This window comes from Flavobacterium muglaense (genome assembly GCF_014305155.1).
GTDB lineage: Bacteria > Bacteroidota > Bacteroidia > Flavobacteriales > Flavobacteriaceae > Flavobacterium > Flavobacterium muglaense.
The window spans coordinates 23,733-48,825 of record NZ_JACRUK010000027.1 but is presented as its reverse complement, the minus strand read 5'-3'; the positions used below and the strand labels follow the sequence as shown (position 1 = coordinate 48,825).

Annotated in this window: 17 protein-coding genes and 2 tRNA genes; 9 read left to right on the top strand and 10 right to left on the bottom strand. The window is 35.3% G+C overall.

Annotated elements, in window-relative coordinates:
- The first annotated feature begins 136 nt into the window (after window positions 1-136).
- The 3 genes from H8R24_RS11520 (at window position 137) to H8R24_RS11510 (ending at window position 5,434) form a co-directional block, all read left to right on the top strand.
- On the top strand, window positions 137-1,759 hold the full coding sequence (locus H8R24_RS11520; RefSeq protein ID WP_187019188.1) for a sodium:solute symporter family transporter: 1,623 nt from the start codon (window positions 137-139) through the stop codon (window positions 1,757-1,759).
- Between the two features lie 241 nt (window positions 1,760-2,000).
- Window positions 2,001-3,131, top strand: a complete 1,131-nt coding sequence (locus H8R24_RS11515) for a glycerate kinase (protein WP_187019186.1) — start codon at window positions 2,001-2,003, stop codon at window positions 3,129-3,131.
- 263 nt (window positions 3,132-3,394) lie between these two features.
- The gene (locus tag H8R24_RS11510) at window positions 3,395-5,434 is read left to right on the top strand and encodes an ATP-binding protein (protein ID WP_187019185.1); all 2,040 of its coding nucleotides are present in this window, start codon (window positions 3,395-3,397) and stop codon (window positions 5,432-5,434) included.
- A gap of 106 nt (window positions 5,435-5,540) precedes the next feature.
- Here H8R24_RS11510 and H8R24_RS11505 read toward each other — a convergent pair whose 3' ends face one another.
- Both H8R24_RS11505 and H8R24_RS11500 read right to left on the bottom strand, forming a co-directional pair.
- Window positions 5,541-6,056, bottom strand: a complete 516-nt coding sequence (locus H8R24_RS11505; RefSeq protein ID WP_187019183.1) for a PepSY domain-containing protein — start codon at window positions 6,054-6,056, stop codon at window positions 5,541-5,543.
- A gap of 87 nt (window positions 6,057-6,143) precedes the next feature.
- Window positions 6,144-6,533: a Dabb family protein gene (locus H8R24_RS11500; RefSeq protein ID WP_187019180.1), complete on the bottom strand. Its 390-nt coding sequence runs from the start codon at window positions 6,531-6,533 to the stop codon at window positions 6,144-6,146.
- A 215-nt stretch (window positions 6,534-6,748) separates the two neighbouring features.
- Between H8R24_RS11500 and H8R24_RS11495 the strand changes: the two genes are divergently transcribed.
- Complete coding sequence (locus tag H8R24_RS11495) at window positions 6,749-7,168, top strand: DUF2452 domain-containing protein (RefSeq protein ID WP_187019178.1); 420 nt, start codon at window positions 6,749-6,751, stop codon at window positions 7,166-7,168.
- A gap of 254 nt (window positions 7,169-7,422) precedes the next feature.
- On the opposite strand, the gene H8R24_RS11490 is transcribed toward H8R24_RS11495, so the two are convergent.
- The 8 genes from H8R24_RS11490 to rseP form a co-directional block, all read right to left on the bottom strand.
- Window positions 7,423-8,196 (bottom strand): HNH endonuclease, encoded by a 774-nt coding sequence (locus H8R24_RS11490; RefSeq protein WP_187019176.1) that lies wholly within the window; start codon window positions 8,194-8,196, stop codon window positions 7,423-7,425.
- Window positions 8,197-8,205: 9 nt separating this feature from the next.
- Window positions 8,206-8,934, bottom strand: a complete 729-nt coding sequence (locus H8R24_RS11485) for a hypothetical protein (protein WP_187019173.1) — start codon at window positions 8,932-8,934, stop codon at window positions 8,206-8,208.
- Window positions 8,927-9,622, bottom strand: coding sequence for a hypothetical protein (locus tag H8R24_RS11480; RefSeq protein ID WP_187019171.1), 696 nt, complete (start codon window positions 9,620-9,622; stop codon window positions 8,927-8,929). Before H8R24_RS11480 ends, H8R24_RS11485 begins: the two co-directional genes overlap by 8 nt.
- A complete protein-coding gene (locus tag H8R24_RS11475; RefSeq protein WP_187019168.1) occupies window positions 9,623-12,208 on the bottom strand; it encodes an ATP-binding protein in 2,586 nt (861 codons plus the stop codon).
- Entirely contained in the window at window positions 12,208-13,428 is a 1,221-nt protein-coding gene (locus H8R24_RS11470) for a DNA cytosine methyltransferase (protein ID WP_187019166.1), read from the bottom strand. Before H8R24_RS11470 ends, H8R24_RS11475 begins: the two co-directional genes overlap by 1 nt.
- 370 nt (window positions 13,429-13,798) lie before the next feature.
- Window positions 13,799-13,872: transfer RNA gene (locus tag H8R24_RS11465), tRNA-Asn, on the bottom strand.
- Window positions 13,873-14,333: 461 nt separating this feature from the next.
- Window positions 14,334-14,407, bottom strand: a tRNA-Asn gene (locus H8R24_RS11460).
- A gap of 139 nt (window positions 14,408-14,546) precedes the next feature.
- Window positions 14,547-15,890 carry an RIP metalloprotease RseP gene (gene rseP, locus H8R24_RS11455; RefSeq protein WP_187019164.1) on the bottom strand — a complete coding sequence of 448 codons (1,344 nt, stop codon included), beginning with the start codon at window positions 15,888-15,890 and terminating at the stop codon, window positions 14,547-14,549.
- A gap of 201 nt (window positions 15,891-16,091) precedes the next feature.
- On the opposite strand from rseP, the gene H8R24_RS11450 reads away from it, so the two are divergent.
- The 5 genes from H8R24_RS11450 (at window position 16,092) to H8R24_RS11430 (ending at window position 25,064) form a co-directional block, all read left to right on the top strand.
- Window positions 16,092-17,159, top strand: coding sequence for an NADH:flavin oxidoreductase/NADH oxidase (locus H8R24_RS11450; RefSeq protein ID WP_187019162.1), 1,068 nt, complete (start codon window positions 16,092-16,094; stop codon window positions 17,157-17,159).
- Window positions 17,160-17,776: 617 nt separating this feature from the next.
- Window positions 17,777-18,817 (top strand): Gfo/Idh/MocA family oxidoreductase, encoded by a 1,041-nt coding sequence (locus tag H8R24_RS11445; protein ID WP_187019160.1) that lies wholly within the window; start codon window positions 17,777-17,779, stop codon window positions 18,815-18,817.
- Between the two features lie 353 nt (window positions 18,818-19,170).
- Window positions 19,171-20,382, top strand: coding sequence for an MFS transporter (locus H8R24_RS11440; protein ID WP_187019158.1), 1,212 nt, complete (start codon window positions 19,171-19,173; stop codon window positions 20,380-20,382).
- A 474-nt stretch (window positions 20,383-20,856) separates the two neighbouring features.
- The gene (locus H8R24_RS11435; RefSeq protein WP_187019155.1) at window positions 20,857-23,694 is read left to right on the top strand and encodes a TonB-dependent receptor; all 2,838 of its coding nucleotides are present in this window, start codon (window positions 20,857-20,859) and stop codon (window positions 23,692-23,694) included.
- Between the two features lie 17 nt (window positions 23,695-23,711).
- Complete coding sequence (locus tag H8R24_RS11430) at window positions 23,712-25,064, top strand: DUF5689 domain-containing protein (RefSeq protein ID WP_187019153.1); 1,353 nt, start codon at window positions 23,712-23,714, stop codon at window positions 25,062-25,064.
- Window positions 25,065-25,093 lie beyond the last annotated feature (29 nt).

The window sequence follows — 25,093 nt, the reverse complement described above, 5'->3', positions numbered from 1 at the left end:
AGCTAAATATTCTAAACAAGTTAAATCTGTTTTGAAAGTGTCAAAAAAATCGATAATACTTTCTCCTTTGAATGATTTCATAATAAAATTCTTTCACGAAAGATAAGAATTTATCTTTACACCTCTATAAATCTTTATGAACTGGATTGATTATATCGTAGTCGTTGTTTACCTAATTGCCTTTCTAGGTTTAGGAGTGTTTTTTAAAGAGAACAAGGACGGAAAAGATTATTTTTTGGGTGGTAAAGATATGGGGTGGTTTCCATTGAGTTTATCCGCTATGGCGACCCAACTCTCTGCGATCAGTTTTATTTCGGCTCCTGCTTTTGTTGGATTAGCTCAGGGCGGCGGGATGAAGTGGTTGACCTTTGAGTTGGCGGTGCCATTGGCTATGATCGGAATTATGTTGATCATTGTTCCGCCATTGTATAGGGCTAATATTGTGAGTATTTATGAATTTGTCGAAAGGCGTTTTTCATCTTCTACTCGTATTGTATTGAGTGTTGTTTTTCAAATCAGTCGCTCGCTATCTACGGGTGTGGGTGTGTACACCATTGCAATTATTTTACAATCAGTCTTGAGTATTAGTTTTCACTGGACCATTCTTTTAATTACCATTATCACGATCGTGTATTCGTATATGGGCGGAATGAAAGCGGTGGTTTGGGGTGATGCGATTCAAATGGTAATTTTATTTGGCGGATTACTTATCTGTATTTATTACGGTTGGGATGTTCTTAAAGCCAATCCTAATTTTACGGGTTTTGATAGCGAGCGTTTGCAAGTAATTGATGTCCCTAATTTAGGGTTTGACGGTGGTACTTATGGGCTTTTGCCAATGGTACTAGGTGGATTGTTTTTATACCTTTCATACTACGGAACAGATCAAACACAAGCACAACGATTGATATCGGCTAAAGACGAAAACTCGGCTAAGAAAATATTATTAACAAACGGATTATTGCGTTTTCCAGTGGTATTGACGTATTGTATCATGGGTTTAATCATCGGTGCATTAGTACATTTGACTCCTGATTTCATGAACGAAATTGCTTCATTAACTCAAAAAAATTATCCAGAAGAATTTCTAAAAAACGGTTTCAAACCAGATTTGATGTTGCCTGTTTTCATTATGAAATACTTGCCACACGGATTAATTGGAATTTTAATCGTAGGGATTTTATCAGCGGCTATGTCATCAGTAAGTGCAACAATTCACTCACTTGGAGCGGTAACAGTCGAAGATCTTTTTAATAGAGGAAAAGTAAAATTAAGTCAGGCTAAGTACATGCAACTTTCTAAGATTTCCATTGTATTCTGGGGGATTGTTTGTATCGCATCGGCTTACCTTTTTGGGAATAATGGCGGAACCGTAATTGAGTTAATCAACATGATTTCGTCACAATTTTATGGCCCTATCCTAGCTACATTTATAATTGCTATTTTAGTAAAAAGAGTGAATTATATTGGGATGAACGTTGGGATTATAGGGGGAGTTTTGATCAATGTTACGATCAAATATTTCTTTGATGACATCTTCTGGATTTGGTTTAACCTTACGGGGTTTGTAATCACTTTTGTTTTAGCCTTAGTAGTAAGTGCTTTGTTTAAAACAGAAAAGAATGAAGATATTAATATAGAATTCAAGGTGAATAAAGCGGATCTTTTTTCGAAAGATGTAATCATTTTGGCTGTTTTTTTCCTATTCATTTTAGGATTAAGTTTTAGTTTGCCTACGCTTTTAGCAATGGTAAAATAAGAAAGATTATCAAGAGTTAAAATACCAACATGAAACGGTACAATTTTTAATTTGAATTGTGCCGTTTTTAGTTATAACCTATAGTTTTCAAAAAACAGTAATCCTAAGTATGGTAATTTTGAAGGTAATAAATAGAATGTGCTTTGCATTGCTAGTGTTGGTTTCAATAGATAGTTCATTTGGTTTTGTTCTCCAGATATTAGGAGAGCTGTTTTTAGTTTAAACATATAAAATAGATACAATGAGAGTAGTAATTGCACCAGACAAATTCAAAGGGTCACTTTCGGCAGTAGCGGTATGTGAATCAATAAAAAGCGGAATTCAACAATGGGACTCAACCATAGAAACCATCCTGCATCCGCTGGCAGATGGAGGAGAGGGAACGCTGGATATATTACAAAATTATTTTGATTTAAAAACAGTAGAGTTGGTAGTCAAGAATCCGTTGTTCAGGGATGTTACAGCAACCTACATGGTATCATCTGATACTGCTTTTATAGAAATGTCAAATGCTTCCGGACTGCAATTGCTGCAAGAGCACGAGAGAGATTGTTTGTACACCACCACTTTTGGGACCGGGCAATTGATCGAAGATGCCATGGAAAAAGGGTTTGAAAAAATCGTATTATTCATTGGCGGAAGCGCAACAAATGATGCAGGAATAGGCATGGCAACCGCGCTAGGTTTTGAGTTTTACAATAAGGCCAATGAACGAATCGAACCGATTGGAAAAGCATTGATCGAAATTGCTAAAATAGAAGGAAGTCATCGTCATGAAAAGCTAGATAAGATTCAATTTACTGTGGTTTGTGATGTCAAAAATCCTTTGTACGGACCTAATGGTGCTGCTCAGGTGTATGCTGCGCAAAAAGGCGCATCAGCAGCGGCTATTGCATTATTAGATCAAGGATTGCGAAATTTTAGTGATCAAGTTGCGGCTCATTTAAACAAAGAGGTTAGTACAATAGAAGGGGCAGGAGCAGCGGGTGGTTTAGGAGCTGGAGCGGTTTGTTTCTTGAATGCGACTATTAAATCTGGGATTGATTTTGTGATGGAGCAAACCGGTTTTGATACACTACTAAAAAAAGAGATCGATTTCATTATTACAGGCGAAGGTTCGGTGGATAAGCAAACCATCGAAGGAAAAGTAATCAAAGGCATAAGTCAACGCGCGATTCAAAACGCAATTCCATTTTCGATTATCTCCGGAATTGTAAAAGATGAGGCGTTAATTAGAACCAACTTGCACCCACACAGCATTAGTTCGATCATGGAATTGGGCGTTACTACTGCTGATGCTATGGCAAATGCAGCTCAGCATCTAGAGTCTATTGCTTGCACAGTCATTAAAGGCTTTAGTGCAAAACAATGAAAATTAAAGTAAGAAATTTTAGTTAAAAAACAAGAGTGATTTTTCGAATATGGTTTTTTGCCTCAAGCTAGTGGTGATAAGGGGCGAAGGCGGATCACAAAAGAGATCAATCTGGGATATAAGCCGTGATTTGTAGTTTCTAATCCGTAATACATCGGTTTTTGTCGGGTGTTTTTCATTAAGTATTTAATTATTAGGGTTATATTCGCACATTGAACCCCATTCTATTTTTTAGGCGAAAGCTTAAAAAGGCATTATTACTTATGAAAAAGCTAGTTTTTTTAATCTTGTTGTTGCTATCTACTCCTTTTGCCATAGGGCAAACTGTGGATCAAGAGGATAGCCGTTTACAATCCAGTAAAACCTTTGCTAAAGATACTTTAGTGATAGATGCGTATCTAAATGAAGCCGAAAAATATCCCATTACTACCGTAGATGCTGCGCAAGTGGTTTTTAATAAGGCCATCAAAGCGGCATTAGACTTAAAATCACAACAGCAATTGGCCAAAGTTTTTTATAGAAACGGCCTGTACTACCGCAATAATTTCAAGTATTTTGAGGCTATCAAGAAATTCAATAAAGCCTTACCGTTTTTTAAAGACAGCAAGAGTTTAAGTGATATTAATTTTTATTTGGGCGAATGCTATTTGTTTGTTTACTCGGATGATATTGCTTTCAAGTATTATTTACGAGCTTTAAATTTGTACAAAAAAGACAATAACGAAATAGGAATTGCCTACTGTTACGACGGGATAGGGACGATTTATAGCGATAAAAATTACAAAGTTGCCATAGACTATTTCAACAAAGCCTTGGCTATTTTTAAAAAACACAAAGAATATAGTGGGATTTCATCTTGTTACATCAACCTTGCTAATGTAGTGGCTGACCATGAAAGTATCGAGAAAGGTTTAGCGCTATACAATAAATCACTAGTAACTTTAAAGCAGGAAAAAGACAATTACAATCTAGCCATCAATTACAATAACATAGGAGATTGTTATATCGAACTAGAGCAGTATGAAACGGCAATGTCTTATTTTGATAAAGCGTTATTGCTTTCTAACGCCATAGATGGCAGTGATATAAATGCTTTTGTGTATTTGAATATAGCCGAAGTGAAGTTCAAACAAAATTTATACAAGGAGGCTATCATTTATGCGCAAAAAAGTTTGGCCGAAGCAAAAGCATTTGGAGACATGGAGATTCAATCCGAAAGTATATTGATTCTTTCAAATACGTATGAAAAGTCCAAGAAACTACCACAAGCCTTACAATACAAAAATGAATACATTGCCATTCGAGAACGCATATTAGACAACAGCAATCAAAAAAAGATGCAGGTTTTTCAAAGTATTACCGAGCTAGAAAAATCGCAATTTGAGATCAATGAACTGACCATTAAAAACGAGAATGCTGCTTTGAAGCTGGAGTCCAAAAAGGACTTATCGTACTTTTTGTTATTTATCAGTTTGATTCTTATTTTGTTTGTTGTAGTTCTTTTTATACAGCAAAAAGCCAAACATAGGGTGTATGATTTGCTAAAAATTAAGTCGGATCAGGTTTCTAAGATGAAAGACGACATTCAGGTACAAAACGATCACTTGAATGACTTGAACAATACCAAGAACAAATTATTTAAGATTATTGCGCACGATTTAAAAAACCCGTTGAGTTCCATTGAAGGATTTACAGACTTGATGTTGCAAAACAATAAAGAAGAAGCAGACAATGAACAAACTGTTTTCTTGAATGTAATAAAAGACTCGGCTACTAAAGCTTCTTCGATTTTAAATGATGTTTTAGTCTGGGCGATTGATCAAGACAATGGCGTGAAAATTAAAAATTTATCGATTCATCAATTGATCAACGATGAGTTAAAATTGCTGGAAGTACAAGCCTTGCAAAAGGAAATTCAAATCAACAATCAGGTAGATGATCGATTGAATGTAGTGACCGATAAAAATAAGCTTGCTACCATTATTCGTAATTTGATTTCGAATGCGATTAAGTTTTCATATTCGAAAGGTTCAATCCAAATTAAAAGTGAGTTAAAGAATGATGTTGTAGAAATAGCGGTTATTGACCAAGGCAAAGGAATGACGGCCGAGGAAATGAGCACCCTTTTTACGGTTGATTATAAAAAATCAAAAGTAGGTACGAACAATGAAAGCGGCATGGGGTTAGGGCTTGTACTTTGTAAAGATTTTGTTGAAAAACTAGGCGGAAAAATCACTGTTTCCAGCGTTTTGAATCAAGGAAGCGCCTTTGTTTTTACTTTACCATTGTCGAGCGTAGCGTAAACTTTACTTATTGTAATTCCGTATTTGATATAAAAAAAGCCCAACATTGTTGGGCTTTTGTAACTTCTATACGTATTGAAATCAGTTCTGAATTAATAATTTAGATTTATACAAACAACAAAATTACAGTCAATACAATACCTGCTGCGGTAAAGTAGAGTCCTTTTTTAAATATGGAAGTTTTTGGCATGAACATCCAAAAAGAAGATAATACAAAGAATAAAAGAGACAGTCCAAAAAACACATTCAAGAAGAATAATGGATCTCCAGTTTTTGCTTTATGCAAATGTTCCATTTTTTCTAGAATCACAGGAAGCTCTTTGGTTTTATAGTTGGCCACGCCTGTTTTTTTATTGTAGGTTCCGTCTTTAAAGTACAGTACATCGCCTTCTTCACGGTCTACTTTCAAGCGTTTAACTTCTAGTAGTTTGCCTAGTTTTTCTTCGGTAGCGTTTGGCGCAACGGTTTTAACGATTTGTTTTTCATTTTTTAGAAAACTAGTATCTCTAAAGATCAGTACAATGCCGCTCAATGCGTAAACAGCCATAATTCCGGCTAAGAAAAATCCCAAATAGCGATGAACAATACGCATCGTAGTACTAACAGTTAATTTTTTTGACATAAGTATAAGGTAAACAGTTTAATTTTTATTTTGGTCGAAAAGAGTAAGACTCTAAAATAGGGTTAAGGTTTAATGGAGCTTTGATTTTTATACATCTGTAGCATCATAAACCAGTACTTTTTTCCATAAATGAGAACAGTTTTTGACAAATTCAAGATGAATGGGATGATCCTGATAGATTTTTTGTCCAGCGGCATCATCAAAAAACAGCAGCTCAGATACGTCCCAAGAAGTATCCACCACATCACGTTTTTCGGTAGAAGCCAGTGTCCCAATATGTATTTGTTTTATAGAAGGTATGGCGGCCAAGGTTTGTAAACCGGCAATCAATTGTTGTTGATCAGTTGTTGATTCTGGATGCTGTAGCCAAAAAAACACGTGATGCAATAAAGGCTTTTCTGGCTGTGGTTTTGCAAATCCAAAAAGGCCTGCAATACCTACTAATGCTGCCGATCCAATAAACGTTCTTCGTACCATGTTGGTGTATTTTAATGTAAATATCTAAAATTAAAATAGAAAAAAGTCAAATAACAAACCAATTTTTTTGACAGATCATTATTGATTATACGCTATTGTGATGGTTTGCTATTGCTGTTGTATTATTTTTGTTTAACTTTGCTTTAAAATTGATAAACAAAATAAATCATAAAGGTTTCGCTTTCGCAAAAGTGACCCTGCTAAAAGAGATCAAGATGAGTGCCAAAAAACCAGATAATGTAGTCTACACCGTTGATGAAGGATTTAATGCCAATGTATTGCCGTATGCGACTAATGTAGGTGCGCCAGCAATACGCATTGATGATGTAGTGTCCTGGAAAAGCCGCGGAATTGAAAATGTAAACAAAGAGCTAGGTAATAAATTCAACGAACTCAAATTACAGTACCAAAAACTAATGGAAGAATACGAATGGAACGAACTGGTCTATAGTGCCAAGTTCTCGTTTGAGCCCGTAATAGGCGAAATCTACCATTTGTACCGCGATGCTTCGGGAGTAAACTTTTTGTCTTTGATAAGTCCGCAGGAGTGGAATAAAGAGCACATTGGTACTTTTAAATTGAATAGTGATAAAAAATGGGTGGTGCTAAAAGCGGGTGAGTCTTCTTTGTATTAAAACAGTTGGGAAGCGATTTGTAGCACTATTGTACTATTGAGTGCTTGGTTGTTATAAAATACGAACTCTAATGTAATTGGTACTGCTAAGGCGGAGGTCAAAATACAAACCGTTTAGCGTTAATGAACTGCACCAATATTTAAATTTATACCACATAAAAGCGTTTTAAGCTAAAGATACGGAATTTATTTGGTTTTAAATGGAATAAGGAATAGGGAAGTGGGTGGATTGAAAAAAGATATTGATTGGGTAATTTATCTTTTATCGAAAATAGTGTCCATGTGAAATTCTAGAAATTCTGGTCGAGGCAAATACTTAATGGGTTCTGTGATTTTTAAGTTTTCAATTGCTCCAAAATGAGTTTGATAGAAACTAGATTTTGTTTTCTTTTTCAAACTCATAGATAAAACGACTTGATAGTTTTGATTGATACCAATTAAACCTTTATCAAATGCTTTATCGTAAAGAGCCGAAAGACAAATACCATTTTCAGGATTTAATCTTTCATTTTCATTTATTGACCAAGGGACAATATGGCTTGCTAATAATAACTCTGGAATATCAATTCCTGTTATAGCACATTTTGTACTGTAATTAGCGAGAATCATTTGTCTAAATACCGATTGATTGACTCTCGTTTTTACTTCTCGTATTTTTGTTTCTCCTTTTACATCTTTCAATCCTAAAAAGAGATCGTTGTACTTTTCCTCAATTGAAATGTTTTCTTTTTGAGCTAGTATGATTTCGCTTTGAAAAATTAACTCCTCTTGATTATGGAAATACTCGTCCCAAATAGGTTGTACAATTTTTGTCCCGCCATTCATGCCTTTAATTCCTCTTGCTTGAAGTGCAGGGTCAACGCTAGCAAAGTTTACTAAACGCAGAGCAATAGAGCTAGGAGTACGATCTATTAAACCGGCAAGATGAATGATGTCTTTATTTGTACTGTGCATTTTCCCGAAAGGAATTTTCAAGTACAAATTAAAGGCAAGAATTAATTCTTCTTTTGTCCAGAGGTTACGAATCATAAATTGAAATTAAGCACAAGTTTTAGCCATAGCATCTCCAAAGATTGTTATTTCATTTTTAAACAAATATAAATTTTCAATTACTTTATCCTTATGTCTATAATTTGAATACAATATTAGTTGATGAATTTTTTTTGCTGTGTCAAGCTTAATAAGATCAACTAAGCTTTGAACCGAATAATTAAACTCAATCGATTTAAGTATGCATTTTTTTATAATTGATGTTATAATTCCTTTAAAGATCGAAATTGCCTTTAAAGGAATGTCATTTGTATCTAAATAATCTGTTGGAATATCCCCAAATCCAATAAATGAAAGGACGCCGCTTTCAATTGCAGCTCTACCAATACTATTTTTAGAATTAACATTAGAATTACAAGAAAAGCTAAAAAAAATTTTATTTTTAAATTTACTAATGTTGTCTAAATTGATAAAATTTTCATTCCTGTAAGATATTAAATTCTGTTCAATCATTGCATCAAAACTCATAAACTCATCTGGTTCACCCGTACATGACCCAAAAAGGCAATCACTTCTACCGTGCCCCATAAAAAGAATAAACTTAGAGTTACTCGCTACTGCAGAATCAATACATTTACTATGATCATAATCATTGGTCTTTACTTTATAACAATGCCAATTATCTCTTATCCTATTTAAAAAATATGTATTTACCCTATTAAGGAATTTTAACGAGTAAAGTTTATCTTCTGGATATATACAATACACTTTAAGCATCTTGCAAGTCATTTAAAGCCGATAAATAAGATATTATTTGCTCTATAAGTTCCTTTTTAAATTCCACACTTACTGCATTTTTACTTTCAAGCTCTATTGCAATTGATCCAAAACTTCTTCCTTTGTATTTTGGAAACAAATAGTTAAATACATCATGATCTCTCTTATGAAACCACTTTATGAGTTCAGTTTCAAAATCAAATTCTGGTTCTTTTTTAATATGCTTAATTACTTCTTGATCGTATCCATCTCTTTTGATAAACTCGATGTTATAACTTATTAATTTAGCTAAACTATCCTTTTGTTTTTCAAAATCTTTCTCTTTAGTTAAAACATCAGAAATAACCCCTTCTATTTCTGCCGAATAAAGTATTATTTTCTTTTTACTATTGTAATTTAACTCCCTAATTATTTTAATTATATCATAACCACTAACAACATCTGCTATTAAATTATAATCACATAATATCAAACCTGATATTCTAAAAAATTCTATTTCTATAATTGCTTTTTTAAAATTTTCTACGTCGAAATCCAAATCTCCATTTACATCTCTTTTTTGATAATTTACAGGATTAATTTCTTTATAGATTAAATCTATCCCATCTCTCCTCAATATTCCTTTAATTTTTTCTAATGTTGAGGTTTGAGGTTGTTCGTCAACTAATATAAGATGCTTTTGTATCATTTATTTGAAAGTCATTTTAAAATTCATCCCTTTATTGTTTATTGGTTGTTCTATATTTATCTCTGCATTCATCTTTAACAATGACTCTCTTACTAGATACAAACCAAATCCAGTACCTTCATGTTTAGCAGTTTGTTTAAATTTAAAAATATCATCTGAATTTTTCGTGAATTTAGAATCTAAACCCTTACCATCGTCATAAAAAATTAGAACACCACAATTATTTTCAATTTTTAATTTTATATAAATATTTTCTGAACTCCATTTTTTTGAATTATCAATTAAATTATCAAAAATTAAAGCCAAATCTAGCTTACTACCTATTATTTGAAAATTATTAACTGTTTTGGAGAAATTTATTTTTATGTTAAAATTGTTATTTTGAAAATAACCTTCTATAAATGAAGGTAAATTTATTTTCTGTGCATCAGCTTTTTCTAAATCGCTTTGCAAAATTAAGTCTGCTGCTTTTAATGATTTATTATTATACTGTAAAATTCTATACAAAGGTTCTAAAATTAAATTCTTAATTTCTATAATACCTAAATTTGGATTGTTTAATTCTGCTATGATATTTGAAACAGCATCTTTTATTTGAAGATTATTATTTTTAACATGATGTATTAATGCATCCGTTTCTGACGACGATTGTTTTTTATAAAACTCTGTCTTTAATTTTTCAATCGTTAGTTCTTGGTTTTTTTTTTCAATTTCTTTTACAGCTTCCACAACTTTAGTTTCTGCTATTTCCTTACCAAAAGTTAAATCTTTAATCAGTTTTTCTTGCTTTTCTCTTTCAATCCTTTCATTTTCTAATTGATTTTTTAAGTCCTCAATTATTTTGGTTTGGTTTTCTATTGTTTTTTGAAACAATTGTAACTCTAAAATTGCTTTCGTAGTTGCGTCAGTCGTTTTATATTTTGATAAATCATTAATTTGCTTTTCAAGATCTTTATTTTCAATTGCTTTTTTTTGAAGAATCCGATTTAAAGTATCCCCATCAATTTTTTTATTTTCAAAATCTAATATTAATTTTTCAAATTCTCTTTCAGCGTTTAATTTTTCTTCCTCAATTTTATTTAAAATTAAATCTTCATTTATATATAATTCAATAACATTATCTGCTTTTGCAGAAATTATTGAATGAATAGTTTCGTAAACCCTCCTTTTTTTTGTAGTATCATCCTCTCTGAAGATTAATTCATTCTCATTAATATCGCCTTTTATAATTTTACCTTCAATTTCTTTTAATTTAGGATCATTTTTTTCATAAAAAGAACTGTCCCAGGAAAGACCATCAACGATATATTTTTCTAATCTTTTAAAAGATTTAAAAAAATAACCGTCACTTTGTACCAATGCTTTATAACTTTCATCTCTCCTTACACCCTCTCTACTTGATACAATTTGAAAATCATTATTATCGTCTAAAATCTCAATTCTTCCCACCAGATCTCTAGTCCCTAAGAATCTAGCGTAGCCTTGACCTTTTCTTTGTTCTAAACCCAACCAATCATTTCCGTCTTCACCATATGGAGGGACTCTAAATCCATTAAAAAACAGATATATAGACCCATAATCTACAGGACGCACACCTGTTTGTTTAGTAAAAAATGATTTGGTGTATGTATTTAAATAATATAAAATGATTTTAATATTCTTTATTTCTGGGTAAAAACTATTTTTCTCCTTTATCCAAAATATGGTTTCTCCTTTATCTTTTAAAGTTGTAAAAATAACTTTGCCGTTTTCTATGATTTCACTCTCAACACTTGTTGTCTTAAAATCTAACTTTTCAAAAATTGTATTTTCAATTTTACCAATAAACTTTTCATGATCATCTTTTTTATTATTTTCTTCTATAAATTCAGGTGCGCCTAAAAAAATTCCAAAATCATTTTTCTCAAAAGCTTGATTTGGATTTATTAATTTTTCAAGATATTTTTTAAGATTGACTAGTTTTTCAGTATTCCAGTTTTTTGCATCTTTTGTTTCATAAACCCAATTACTTCTTAGTTTAATAATTTCCAGAAGTACACCTTGATTGAAAGGCTTGATATTACGTTGTTCTAATTCAGCAGCTGTTATCAAGTTATAATCCAACTCAATACTTTGAATTTCTTTAGTATTATCATCTATTTCAAATTTTTTCCAATCAATTTTTAAGAGTAAATAATCATTGGAGTTTTGCTTTTTTGTATATAGATTCAAAAACTCTCCTAATCTATCGCAAGAAAATCTTCCTACTCCTTTTGCACCCGCCATCATTCTATTATGTTGACGATTATTTGTTTTTTTTTCAGAGTAGGCAATATTCAACCATTTATCATTAATTTCGTCAAAACTCATTCCAAGCCCATTATCCTTTATAATAAGCCTAGATGTTAAATCAGTAAAATAATCCGTTATTTTATCATCATTTTTTTTAAGATTAAAATATTGAACTTCAACTTTTTTAGCATCTGCGTCAAATGAATTCTTAACTAATTCTAAAATAGCAATATTATCATCATTGATAAGATCTTTACCAATAATGCTTTTTAGTTGAATGTTAGTTTTGAAGTGTAATTTTTTATTATCGCCCATTAAACTATTAATTGTTTTAAAATCAATCCGCTTTGTTCACTAAAAAGTGGCGGGATTGCATTTCCTATTTGTGTATATCTTGGTACTTCTTGGGTTCTTAATTTCCCGCCAGTAGTGTATTTTCCTTGAAATTTGTACCAATCAGGGAAAGATTGAATACGGGCATACTCACGAACAGTTAAAATACGAGGTTCTTGATAGTGGATGTAATCATCAGGAAGCGTTGTAATAGTTGGAGTTTTATCAATATTATTCAAAGGAATTACAGTACGCTTTTTTATACTGTATTTCTCTTGAATTAATTTACTAATATTTAAATTTCTTCTGTCTTTAGTCTCTTCCAGTATGTTTTTAAATCTTTCAATTATTAATGCAGAATGTTTTGGAAAACGATGACTATCTGCAATAGTGTTTTCAATACCTTCACGCATTAGTTTTTGATAATTTCCTTTTTCTTTTCCGTAAATTCCAGATTGAAAACTTGGAAATTCAGGAGTTTCTTTTAATCCATTTTCTTTGAACAAATCGGAAATTGCATCTTGTAAATTTGTTTGCGTATCAAGTCCTTTTTCTTTTAAAAATTCAAAACGGTTTTCTTTTAAAGAATCAAAAAAGCTTTCTACTTTTTCTTGCGAGGCTTTTTTTAATGTTTTTTTAATACCTACAAGAATAAAACGAGTTCTTTTTTGAGGAACTCCATAATCCCCAAAATTCACTAATTGTCCTTTTACATAATATCCTGCCTCATCTAGTTTTTGAGTAACTTGAGAGGAATAGGCAACTCCTTTTTCCTTGTTTTTTTTGAATTCCATTGTAAACCCTTTTACATTTTCAAAGAAAATAATTTTAGGTTCAACAATTTTAACAAAATTGATATAAGAGTTGATGAGGTCGTTTCTTAAATCAAATTCATTTCGTTTTCCTGCCATAGAAAAACCTTGACACGGCGGTCCACCCGCTATCATTGTCACTTTTCCTTTGAGTTTTTCTAGTTTATCCTTATAATGAAAAAGCACTTCATTAATTTCATGAGCACCTTTAGGCAACCATTTTGGCCACTCAAAATGATTTCTATTTTCTATTAAATTGTAATTAAGTGTTTTAAAAGCGTCTGGGCTTTTTTCAATAGCAAATAATCCTTTCCAGCCAGATTGATGAAGACCTAAAGATAGTCCTCCGCAACCTGCAAAAAGGTCAATGTAGGTAAGTTGTTTTGCCATTTTAAATTATAAGTTTACACACAAAAGTATTGATAATTTTTTTTATAAGAGGAATATTATATTAAAAGTGGTGATTTTGGTTAAAAGTAATCAATTATAAATCTAAAAAGTTTTCCTTAAACCCAATTCCCCTAGCCCTGACTGCAATGGAATTCCTTATGCAAGAGGCTGCTGTTTTTCAAGGCATACAAGAGCGACTGCAAGAAGCTCCTTGCATACTGTAGAAAAGCAAGGGCTATCAATAAGAATGGAATGAAAGGCGGGAAGTAGCTCCTAGAAATAAAAGAAGTTTAAAGTAGCGAGACAGTTTTAGTCGAAAAGTATATAAAACAAAAAAGACCTTACATTGCTGTAAAGTCTTTTTAAAAAGCTCCCTCTCTTGGGCTCGAACCAAGGACCCTCTGATTAACAGTCAGATGCTCTAACCAACTGAGCTAAGAAGGAAACTGTATGTCTTTGTCGTTTCGTGTGCTCTAACCTTCCGATAGCTATCGGAAGAGCTAAGAAGGAAACGGTATGTTTTATTGTAGATGAAATTAGATTTCGATCTAAATCTTTAGCTGATTTTGTTATCAGTATTAAAGAGGTGCAAAGATAGTACTAAATTTGATATTTGCAAGTACTGTGGTGATATGTATGCCAAGATTTGAGTGGTAAAAGCGGTATTTAATGGCTTTTTTAGACTTAAAGTAATGGTTATGAAATAGATATTGCAGCAATAAAAAATTTAACTAACAATATTTTTTTTAAATTGATATGGGTCAAAAATGTAATACAATATAGTAGTTGGTATTGAATAGTGAATTAACAGTCTTTGTATTTTTCAAGAACGCGAACTTTTACCAAACAAGAAAGTATTTAAAAACAAAAAAGACCTTACATTGCTGTAAAGTCTTTTTAAAAAGCTCCCTCTCTTGGGCTCGAACCAAGGACCCTCTGATTAACAGTCAGATGCTCTAACCAACTGAGCTAAGAAGGAAACTGTATATTTTTATATATAAGAACTTTTTAATCTTTTTTGGTTGCTTTATTGTGAAGTATTTTTCAGTAGTAAAGCGGTGCAAAGATAGGGGTAAATTTGATATCTGCAAGTGAAAAATAATTTTTTTTTATTTTTTTTACTTCCCTACAATTGACTTGTAAATATCGTTTCCGTTAGCAAATAATAGCAGTGTGATAAGTAATACAAAACCAACCATTTGCGCGTTTTCAAGGAATTTATCAGACGGTTTTTTGCCCGAAATTATTTCGTACAATAAAAACATTACATGTCCTCCATCAAGCGCCGGAATAGGCAATAAGTTCATTACTCCTAACATAATGGATAATAAAGCCGTGATTCTCCAAAACACTTCCCAACTCCAAGTTTCTGGAAAAACATCAAATATGGCTTTGAAACCTCCTACTTGTTTGTAGGCTCCTGTGCTAGGACTGAAAATCATTTTTAATTGTTTCCCGTATCCTACTAACTGGTCTTTTCCTTTGTTGAGTCCGAATGGAATGGCTTCTAGGAAACCAAATTTTTGGGTGGTGATTTTGTAGTATCCTAGTTTTTCTAGTGATTCTATGCTTATCCCTCCTGAGTGTACGTCTAATTTCCCTTTGGCAGATACTTGTAAGGTAATGGCAATTTCTTTTTGATCGCGTAGTATGGTTGCCGGAATGGTTTTTCCTTTGTTGTTTTCTAAAATCACTTTGGCTTGATCAAAGTATTTGGTTTTTTGTCCGTTCAATGAAGTAATAATATCCTTAGTTTTCAGGTTTTTATTAGCTGATTCTGCTGTTACCTCCGAAATGGCAAATGGCATACGGATGCTTACTAGATTAGTCTTGTCGTATTTTGATAATTGATTGATCGTGTTGATGGGCATAGTAATTTGTTGCTCCACGCCATTTCTTTCGATCAAAATATTTTTGGCCATGATAATTTTGATGTTGGTGTCAACATCAAGTTTGGTTAGCGGCACGCCATCCAGTGCAAGTATCTTGTCTCCAGTTTTGAAACCGGCTTTGATCATTACAGGATTGTCAATTAACATACCGTCATTGAAATCGGCTGTTGATATATAGGTGTCTCCGTAGGTAAACGCCATTCCGATATAGATGATGAAGGCCAAAATAAAATTGACCGTTACTCCACCAAGCATAATGATTAAACGCTGGTAAGCAGGCTTAGAACGAAATTCCCATGGTTGGGGTGGCAAAGCCATTTGTTCCTTGTCCATGCTTTCATCGATCATCCCCGAAATTTTTACATATCCACCCAGTGGCAACCATCCGATTCCGTATTCGGTTCCTCCGATAGTCTTTTTTAGAAGAGAAAATTTGACATCAAAAAACAAATAGAATTTTTCGACTCTGGTTTTAAATAACTTAGCAGGAATAAAATGTCCTAATTCGTGTAATATAATAAGTAATGATAAGCTCAATAAAAATTGAGAAAGCTTGATAAATAAATCCATTTTTAAATTTTAATTCTTTTTACAACTCACAAAAGTAAGGTTTTCTATTTGTTTATTTTGCAATAATTGTTCCATAGGGATTTAAATGTTTGTTAATTATTAGAATTTCAATTTTTCCTTTGGTTGTGGTCTCGTAACTTTACTTTTCTAAAGATGGTTTTGGCCGTTCTACTGATTTATAATGTATTAAAATAAAAAAGCATGTTATCACAATTATTCACAAGCCTACAAATAAAAAAGGTTCAGTTAAAAAATAGAATTGCCATTTCGCCTATGTGCCAATATTCGGCCACGGATGGTTTTGCCACTGATTGGCATTTGGTGCATCTGGGAAGTCGGGCATCAGGAGGTGCAGGATTAATTATTCAAGAAGCAACCGCGGTTTCTCCCGAAGGTCGCATTTCTCCGGGTGATTTGGGGATTTGGACTGACGCACATATCGAGAAATTCGTTCAGATCAATCAATTTATCGAAAGTCAAGATGCAGTTCCAGGAATCCAACTGGCCCATGCGGGCAGAAAAGCCAGTGTGTCAAGACCTTGGGAAGGCAATAAAAAACTAGATCCAGCGCAAGGCGGATGGCAAACTGTGGCGCCATCGGCAATTGGGTATCATGAGAACGAGGTTGCTCCAGAGGCTTTGGATGCAATCGGGATTCAAAAAGTACGGACAGACTTTCAATTAGCGACCAAAAGAGCGGTTCAAGCGGGTTTTAAAGTAATGGAAATTCATGCGGCACATGGGTATTTATTGCATCAATTTTTGTCGCCTTTGTCGAATCTTAGAACCGATGAGTACGGAGGAAGTTTTGAAAACCGCATTCGGTTTACACTCGAAATCGTAGCTGCCGTACAAGTCGAATGGCCAGAACACTTGCCGTTGATTGTTCGTATTTCGGCCACAGATTGGGCAGAAGGGGGTTGGACTTTAGAAGAGTCAATAGCGCTTTCGCAAATTTTAAAAGAAAAAGGAGTCGACTTAATAGATGTGTCTTCAGGCGGATTAGTTTCGCACCAACAAATCCCATTGGGACCGAATTACCAAGTTCCCTTTGCCGAACGCATCAAAAAAGAAACTGGAATTCTAACTGGAGCAGTAGGCCTCATCACCGAAGCACATCAAGCCGAGGAGATCATCGCTTCGGGTCAAGCCGATTTGGTTTTATTAGCTAGAGCGTCTTTACGAGATCCAAATGTAGGATTGACTTTTGCACATGATCTACAAGCAGAAACCGTATGGCCAAAACAGTATGAAAGAGCAAAGAAATAAGTGGTTTGTTTTTTTTACTCATAGCAAATAAAATCCGTAACAATCCGCGTCATCCGTGTGCCATTACTTAAAGCGCATCTGCAATAAATAGCGTATAGTTTTGTGATTTTAGCCCACGGATTAAACGGGTCAAACGGGTTTGCACTGATTTATTAGAAACAGAGTAGCGCGAAATAAATCTGCGCTAATCTGTGGAATCTGTGGCAAAAAAAATAGACATGCAAGAGCTGCATTATAAAAAAATCCACGACTATCCGTAACAATCCGCGTCATCCGTGTGCCATTTCTCAAAGCGCATCTGCAATAAATAGCTTATGGGTTTGTGATTTTAGACCACGGATTAAACGGATCAAACGGGTTTGCACGGATTTATTAAAAACAGAGTAGCGCGAAATAAATCTGCGCTAATCTGTGGAATCTGTGGCAAAAAAAATGGACATTCAAGAGCTGCATTATAAAAAAATCCGCGACAATCCGTGTCATCCGTGTGCCATCAAACAATAAAAAGTACCCCCGTTTTATTTTTTCAATAGACTTAAATGTTTAAATTTAGACTCAAGAATCAATGCTAATAAACGAATCTCGACTCCGCTCGATTTGACAAATAGATCCATACCATGCAAAAAATAAAAACAGCTTTACTCTCCTACGGAATGTCGGGTAAAGTATTCCATGCACCATTTATAGACTTTCATCCCGGATTTGAATTGATGGGTTCATGGGAGCGAACTAAAAAATTAATACAACAAGATTATCCCGCGGTAGTAAGTTATCCAACACTGGAGGCTGTTCTGGCAACAGATGCGCAATTAATTATTGTGAATACTCCGGTAGCAACCCATTTTGAGTACGCCAAAAAAGCGCTCTTAGCCGGAAAACATATTATAGTCGAAAAAGCATTTACCACCACCGTTGCCGAAGCGCAGGTACTAGCGACGCTTGCCCAAGAAAAGGGATTGAAGCTAGCCGTTTTTCAAAACCGCCGTTGGGACAGTGATTTAAAGACAGTGCAACAAGTTCTGGAAGACGGCAGCTTAGGAGAAATTGTGGAAGCCGAATTCCATTTTGACCGTTACAATCCGCTATTGAGTCCGAAGCAGCATAAAGAAACAGCCAATTCTGGCGCGGGAATATTAAAAGATTTAGGACCGCACTTAATCGATCAAGCATTGTATTTGTTTGGTTTTCCAAATGCTGTATGTGCTAGCGTTCGAACCACCAGACAAAATTCTCTAGTTGATGATTGGATCGATATGCAGTTGCAATATCCCACCAAGAATGTACGGTTAAAAGCAAGTTTTTTTGTGCGAGAAGCCATTCCTGCTTATCAGCTTCATGGGGCAAAAGGCTCTTTCTTAAAACCCAGAGGCGATGTGCAAGAAGATTATTTAAAAACAGGAAAGAAACCCAATCTTGACAGCTGGGGCACTGAACCATTAGATAAAGAAGGGACTATACACACAGAAATAGATGGAAAAATAATCCACGGAAAAATCCCTACGCTGCAAGGCAATTATTACAGCTTTTTTGATGGGATGTACAATTCCATTGTGAACAATACAGTCGAACCAGTTCCTGCTTTAGATGGGGTGCGTGTCATGCAAATTATTGAAGCAGCTATTCAAAGTAGTAGCGAGAAGCGAGTAATTGAGCTGTAACAGTTTTTTTAACACATAAAGTCATTTAAGTTTTTAATGGTAGCAGTTAATTTTGAAGTTTGGAAGCTGTTTAAGTTGATATAAGTTTTGTTCTTCCTTACTTAGATGACTTATTTGTTTAAATGGGAATAATTTGCGGTAAAAATTTATAGACTTGCTGCATCCAGATTATAGAAGAAAATCCGCGACTATCCGTAACAATCCGCGTCATCCGTGTGCCATTGCCCAGAGCGCATCCGCAACAATCCTGATTTTATAAACAATAACGTTGTAATCTAGCAACAATTATAGTTTTAAAACCAACGAACCCTTGCTTTTTGTACTTTTGTCCATTAATTTAAAACTGTCTCATTTTGATTCAATTACGATTTATATCCAAGTTTAAAGCCAAAGGAAAATACAAAAAAACCTATCAAAATGCTAAGATCTCTTATCTTAATCGCATCCGTTGGGCTGTTTCCTCTTTTTACTTCGGAATGGGATTGTGTTTCGCCACTTGGGCCAGCCGAATCCCAGATATAAAAACCGCTTTAGATTTAGGCTCAGCCGAGTTGGGTTCCATTTTATTTGCCGTTCCTCTGGGGCAATTGCTAATTATGCCTTTTTCAGGTAAGTTAGTTACCCGTTTTGGAAGCCACCGTATTTTGATAATCGCCTCGATATTATATGTGTTAAGCTTGGCAAATCTGGGGCTAGCAACAACCTCATGGCAATTGTCACTGGCCTTGTTTTTATTTGGCGTCTTTGGAAATCTTAATAATATCGCGGTCAACACCCAAGGCGTTTATACCGAAGTACTTTTCAAAAAAACCATCATGTCCTCATTTCATGGTATGTGGAGTTTTGCTGGATTCACAGGTGCCTTAGTCGGATTAGGGATGCTAGCGCTAGAACTAACGCCCTTTCACCATTTTGTAATTGTGGGAGCAGTAGTCCTTTTAATCTTGCTTTTCAACTACAAATTTTTAATAAAAGCCAAAGAAATACCCAAAACCAAAAAGAAAAAATTATTCACAAAACCAGACAGTGCCCTAATTTGGTTAGGCGTTATCGGGTTTTGTTGTATGGCCAGCGAAGGAGTAATGTTTGACTGGAGCGGTGTTTATTTCAAAGATGTCATTCACGCACCGGGACCATTAGTGATCCTGGGCTACACCTCCTTTATGATTATGATGGCCGGCGGACGCTTTTTAGGTGACGGATTGATCCATAAATTTGGCCGTAAACCCGTCATTCAAATCAGCGGTTTATTAATATCAGCCGGTTTATTCACGGCTGTAATTTTCCCGTTCATCATCCCATCCACCATCGCATTTATGTTTGTAGGAGTTGGTGTTTCCACCATCGTACCCACATTGTACAGCATCGCGGGTAAAAATGCCAGCGTGCCACCAGGTGAGGCATTAACCATCGTTTCTAGTGTAAGTTTCCTCGGGTTTTTAATGGGACCACCTGTAATTGGGTACATTGCCGAGCTGGCAGGATTGCGTTTCTCCTTTGCCTTCATTGGCGTTTTTGGAATCTTAATCACCGTTATGGTGTCAAGAATCAAGGCCATACAATAGTTTTTTTTTAGAAATAGAAACCACATTTTTTTACAATAAAGACCAGTCCCGCTATACGCAGTATCTTTATAGTTGCCCTAAAAAACGGGCCGCTATAAAGGATACTTGCTGCTATCGGGATTATTTATAGGGTATAGTACGCACAACAACGGCTAAACCGAAGGCTACTATCCATAAAAACCGCTGTCAGAAAGCTCGTAATTTTTTTTAACTGACAATGAACAACTTAACACTATTTTAATTACATTTAAAAAATATTTTCGTAAAGTATATTTTACAAAGTTACTCAATACCACAGTTTTATAGTTTTTTATAATTGTTCCAAAAACAATAAAGGTTTTTTGTTGTACGCTTCCCCTTTGGAAAAATGCGTGTCCTGCAAAAGCACAAACAATTACATCCATTTTAGCGATGTCCCAATTCTTTAAAAGTCATTTGGGAACCATTGAACTATAACCATCAAAAGCGGTATTTATGAAAAAAGCACTACTCACTCTTTTTTTTATTTTTCACCTAGGATTCGTTTTTTCTCAAAACCAAACCGGCATTTCGGGACGGGTATTGGATTCCAAAACACAAATGCCACTAGCTTCCGTCGTGGTTACGGTTCAAAACACCACTTTAATGCAACTCACCACCGCCAACGGCGAATTTATTTTCCAGTCGGTTCCAGCGGGTGAACAATTGTTATTTATTAAAAGTCAAGGATTCAAGGACGCACTCTTTCCGGTGACAATTGTCGAAAATGAAACCACCAACCTTGGGGATGTATTCCTAGACGACGATCAAATCACCGATTTACAAGTGAGCGTAATTCGGTTATTCGAAAACGACCTAACCGATGACAACAGCGGTTCCGAAAGCACTTCTGGTTTACTACAATCCTCCAAAGACGCTTTTCAGCAAGCCGCCGCTTTCAATTGGGGACAAGCCCGCTTTCGCATTCGGGGGTTGGATAGTGAGAACGCAACCACCATGATTAATGGCGTAACCATGAACAAGCGTTATGACGGCCGGCCACAGTGGAACAATTGGGGCGGACTCAATGACGCAACCCGAAATCAAGAATTCTCCATCGGGACCGCTCCATCTGATTATAGTTTTGGAGGCATTCTTGGAACCCAAGAAATCAATACGCGCGCTTCCATTTATAGACCCGGCTTGCGCGTCACTTTTTCAGGAACCAACTCTAATTACAGTTGGCGCACCATGGGCACGTATGCCTCGGGCATGGGGAGCAGTGGTTGGGCATTTGTGGTTTCGGCAGGAAAGAGATTGGCTCAAGAAGGCTATTTTGAAGGAACACCCTATGATGCCAATTCTTTTTTTATGAGTGTTGAAAAAAAGTTAAGCGACAAGCATTCCCTAAATTTCTCTGGATTTTACACCCCCAATTCCCGAGGGAAAAATTCACCCAATACTGCCGAGGTTACCCAGCTAACGTCAGAGAAATACAATTCCTATTGGGGCTACCAAGAGGGGAAAATACGAAATGCTCGTACAAAAACCATCGAAGAGCCCATCTTGATGCTCAATCATTATTTCAAAATAAATGACCATTCGAATCTAAATACCAGTTTGATGTATCAGTTTGGAAAAATAGGAAATACAAATATCGACTATCAAAATGCCAATAGTCCTGATCCCACTTATTTTAGAAACCTACCTTCTTATTATACGTCTTTGTATGCGCCAGACCAAGGGGAATTCTCGGGCGCTTTTACCCCAGATTTTGACAATGCCGAGAAAAGTAAAGCCACCTTTCTTACCCAACCACAAATCAATTGGGAAGCAATGTATAGAGCGAATCAAATGCCTATTTTGGGTAATAATGGAACGATAACGGGTTACGAACCAGCACAAAGTCATTATGTTTTGTACGAAGATCGAACGGATGATAAAACAATCACTGCAACTACTAATTTCAGTAGCCAGCTGAGTGAAAACCTTATTTTAAATGCAGGAGCCTCATTTAGTAATTTGAAATCACACAATTATCAAAAGCTTTTAGACTTATTAGGCGGGACTTATTTTCAGGATATTGATGCTTTTTACAAAGGGAATCAGGCACAATCAGATTTGAATAATCCCAACCGCCAAGTAGTCGTAGGCGATTTATATGGCTACAATTATAAGTATGAAGCCAATACATTGGAGGCTTTTACGCAATTTAAGTTCAATTATGAAAAAGCCGATTTCTATTTAGCGCAGTCTTTTTCGAGTACTAATTACCAACGAGAAGGCTTGTATAAAAACGGTATTTACGAAACGATCTCTTTTGGAAAAAGCGAAAAAGTACAGTTTGAGAACTTTGGTTTCAAGGGTGGACTAACTTATAAAATATCAGGCAAACAAATGATCACTTTCAATGCGGCACATTTGACCAAAGCCCCCACCATTCGAAATACTTTTCCCAATGCGCGCCTGAATAATTCCATCGTTGACGGTTTACAAAGTGAGAATATTAACAGTCTCGATGCGAGTTATTTGTTTCGGACTCCAAAAGTAAAAGCTAGAATCACGGGCTTTTATACCACAATAAAAGACGCAACAAGTACATCGTTCTTCTATGCCGAAGGTATTTTTGATAATGGTGCCGGCTACAACAATACAAACGCTTTTGTGAGTCAGACTTTATCACACTTAAATAAAAAGAATATAGGTGCCGAGTTTAGTTTTGAGTACCAAGTAACAGCCACCATTAAAACCAGTTTATCAGCTGGCTACGGACGGTACACTTTCGATAGTAATCCCAATGTAAGTATAAACAACGATGCAGTTGCCACGGTAGAAAACGCAAAACCTACCTTTGATTTTGGCACAGCCTTATTAAAAAACTACAAGCAAGCAGGAACGCCACAACAAGCAATTGCACTAGGCCTAGAATACCGCGATCCTAAATATTGGTGGATTGGGACCAATATCAATTACCTGGCCGAAACCTATATTGATGTTTCGCCTATTACACGAACGAATCGGTTTTACATTAATCCAACTAGCGGTTTCCCGTTTCCCGAAGCAACCGAAGAAAGAGCAGCGGTATTGTTAAAACAAGAAAAACTGGATCCTTTGCTATTATTGAATTTCACAGGAGGGAAGTCGTGGCGCATTAAAGGAAAATATTTGGGTCTATTTGTAAGTGTCAATAATGCCTTAGATATCAAGTACAAAACGGGCGGTTACGAACAAGCACGAAATGGCAATTATAGACAAATCAATCAAGACGTTTCTAGCGGAACGCCCTCCTTTGGCAATAAATATTTTTATGGCTACGGCCGAACCTATTTTGTAAACCTCAGTCTCAATTTATAACTAAATAAAGTACCCTTATGAAAGCAATTTTATTTAAAATCACCTCCGTTTTTATGTTGATAATACTAGTAAGCGCTTGCGCAAATGATGGTGTTACTGTCCCGAAATTAAGTTGTAATCAACCGGATTTTGTTGTTAACAAGTCGGTTGCTGCGGTACACGCTACTGCAGGAGCAATTGTTACGCAATATTTGTACGATGATATTATTGAAGCCTATGTCATTTCGACAGAAGAGCACGGTAATTTTTTTAAAACCATCTCCCTTCAAACATTGGCTACATCCACAACACCAGCCATAGGTTTTAGCGTTCCTGTTGATGCGACTAATACCTATGTTGATTATCGGATAGGGAATAAAGTGTATGTAAAATTAAAAAATCAATATACAGATATCAACTACGGCAGTTTACGGATTGGGGGCATTTATGTCAATACTTACAATGAAGGCAGCGTAGGTAGGCTGTCTGTAAACGATTATAAAAATGTGCTCAATGCTTCTTGCACTACCGTCACCGAAGACAAGCTAGTGCGCGCCATCACAATTCCTGATTTGTTGCAAGATGCTAATTTGAATACACTGGTAGAGCTGTCGGATGTTCAATTTACAGAAGCTGCTATTGGCCGTCATTATTTTGAAGAAGCCAACAATATAGGAGGAGCGACCAACTGGAATTTGACGGATAAACAGGGAAATCAAGTTATTTTCCGGACGAGCAGTTACGCTGATTTTGCCGCTAAATTAGTACCAACAGGCAAAGGAAAAGTAAGAGGTATTTTAACCAAATTTGGATCTGATTACCAATTAGTAGCCCGATCCGAAAACGATCTGGTGATGGCGGGCAATCGTAATGTGCCGTTTTTTCTAGAAGATTTCCATGCGGTAGTAGATAAGTCCAATTTAAGTTTACCAGGCTGGGCAAATATTGTGCAAAGTGGGACGCTTTTCTGGAAAGGAACGGTTTACTCGGGCAACGGTTACGCCGAGTTCAATATAAGCGGGACTAAAGTGGTTTCTAATATTGCTTGGTTGATCTCTCCAAAAATAGATATGGATACGCATACTAATGAATTGCTTAGTTTTAGAACAGCCCAGCACCATCTTGATGTAGATTCTCCATTGAATACACTCGAAGTATATGTTTCTACTAATTTTGACGGACTCAATGTAACCAAAGCAACTTGGATTCCAGTGAAGGTAATCCTACCCAAACAAGCCACGCCTTGGTATCAATTTGTAGGCAGTGGGGGTGTAGATTTGTCCTCGTACAAAGGGAAAATCAACATTGCTTTTAAATATATTGGTTCTGGAAAAAACCTGTCCTTGGACGGCGCTTTTCAAGTAGATGATGTTCAGGTGTATGGGGATTAATGATTTTTTTAAAGGAGAATTGCCGAAAT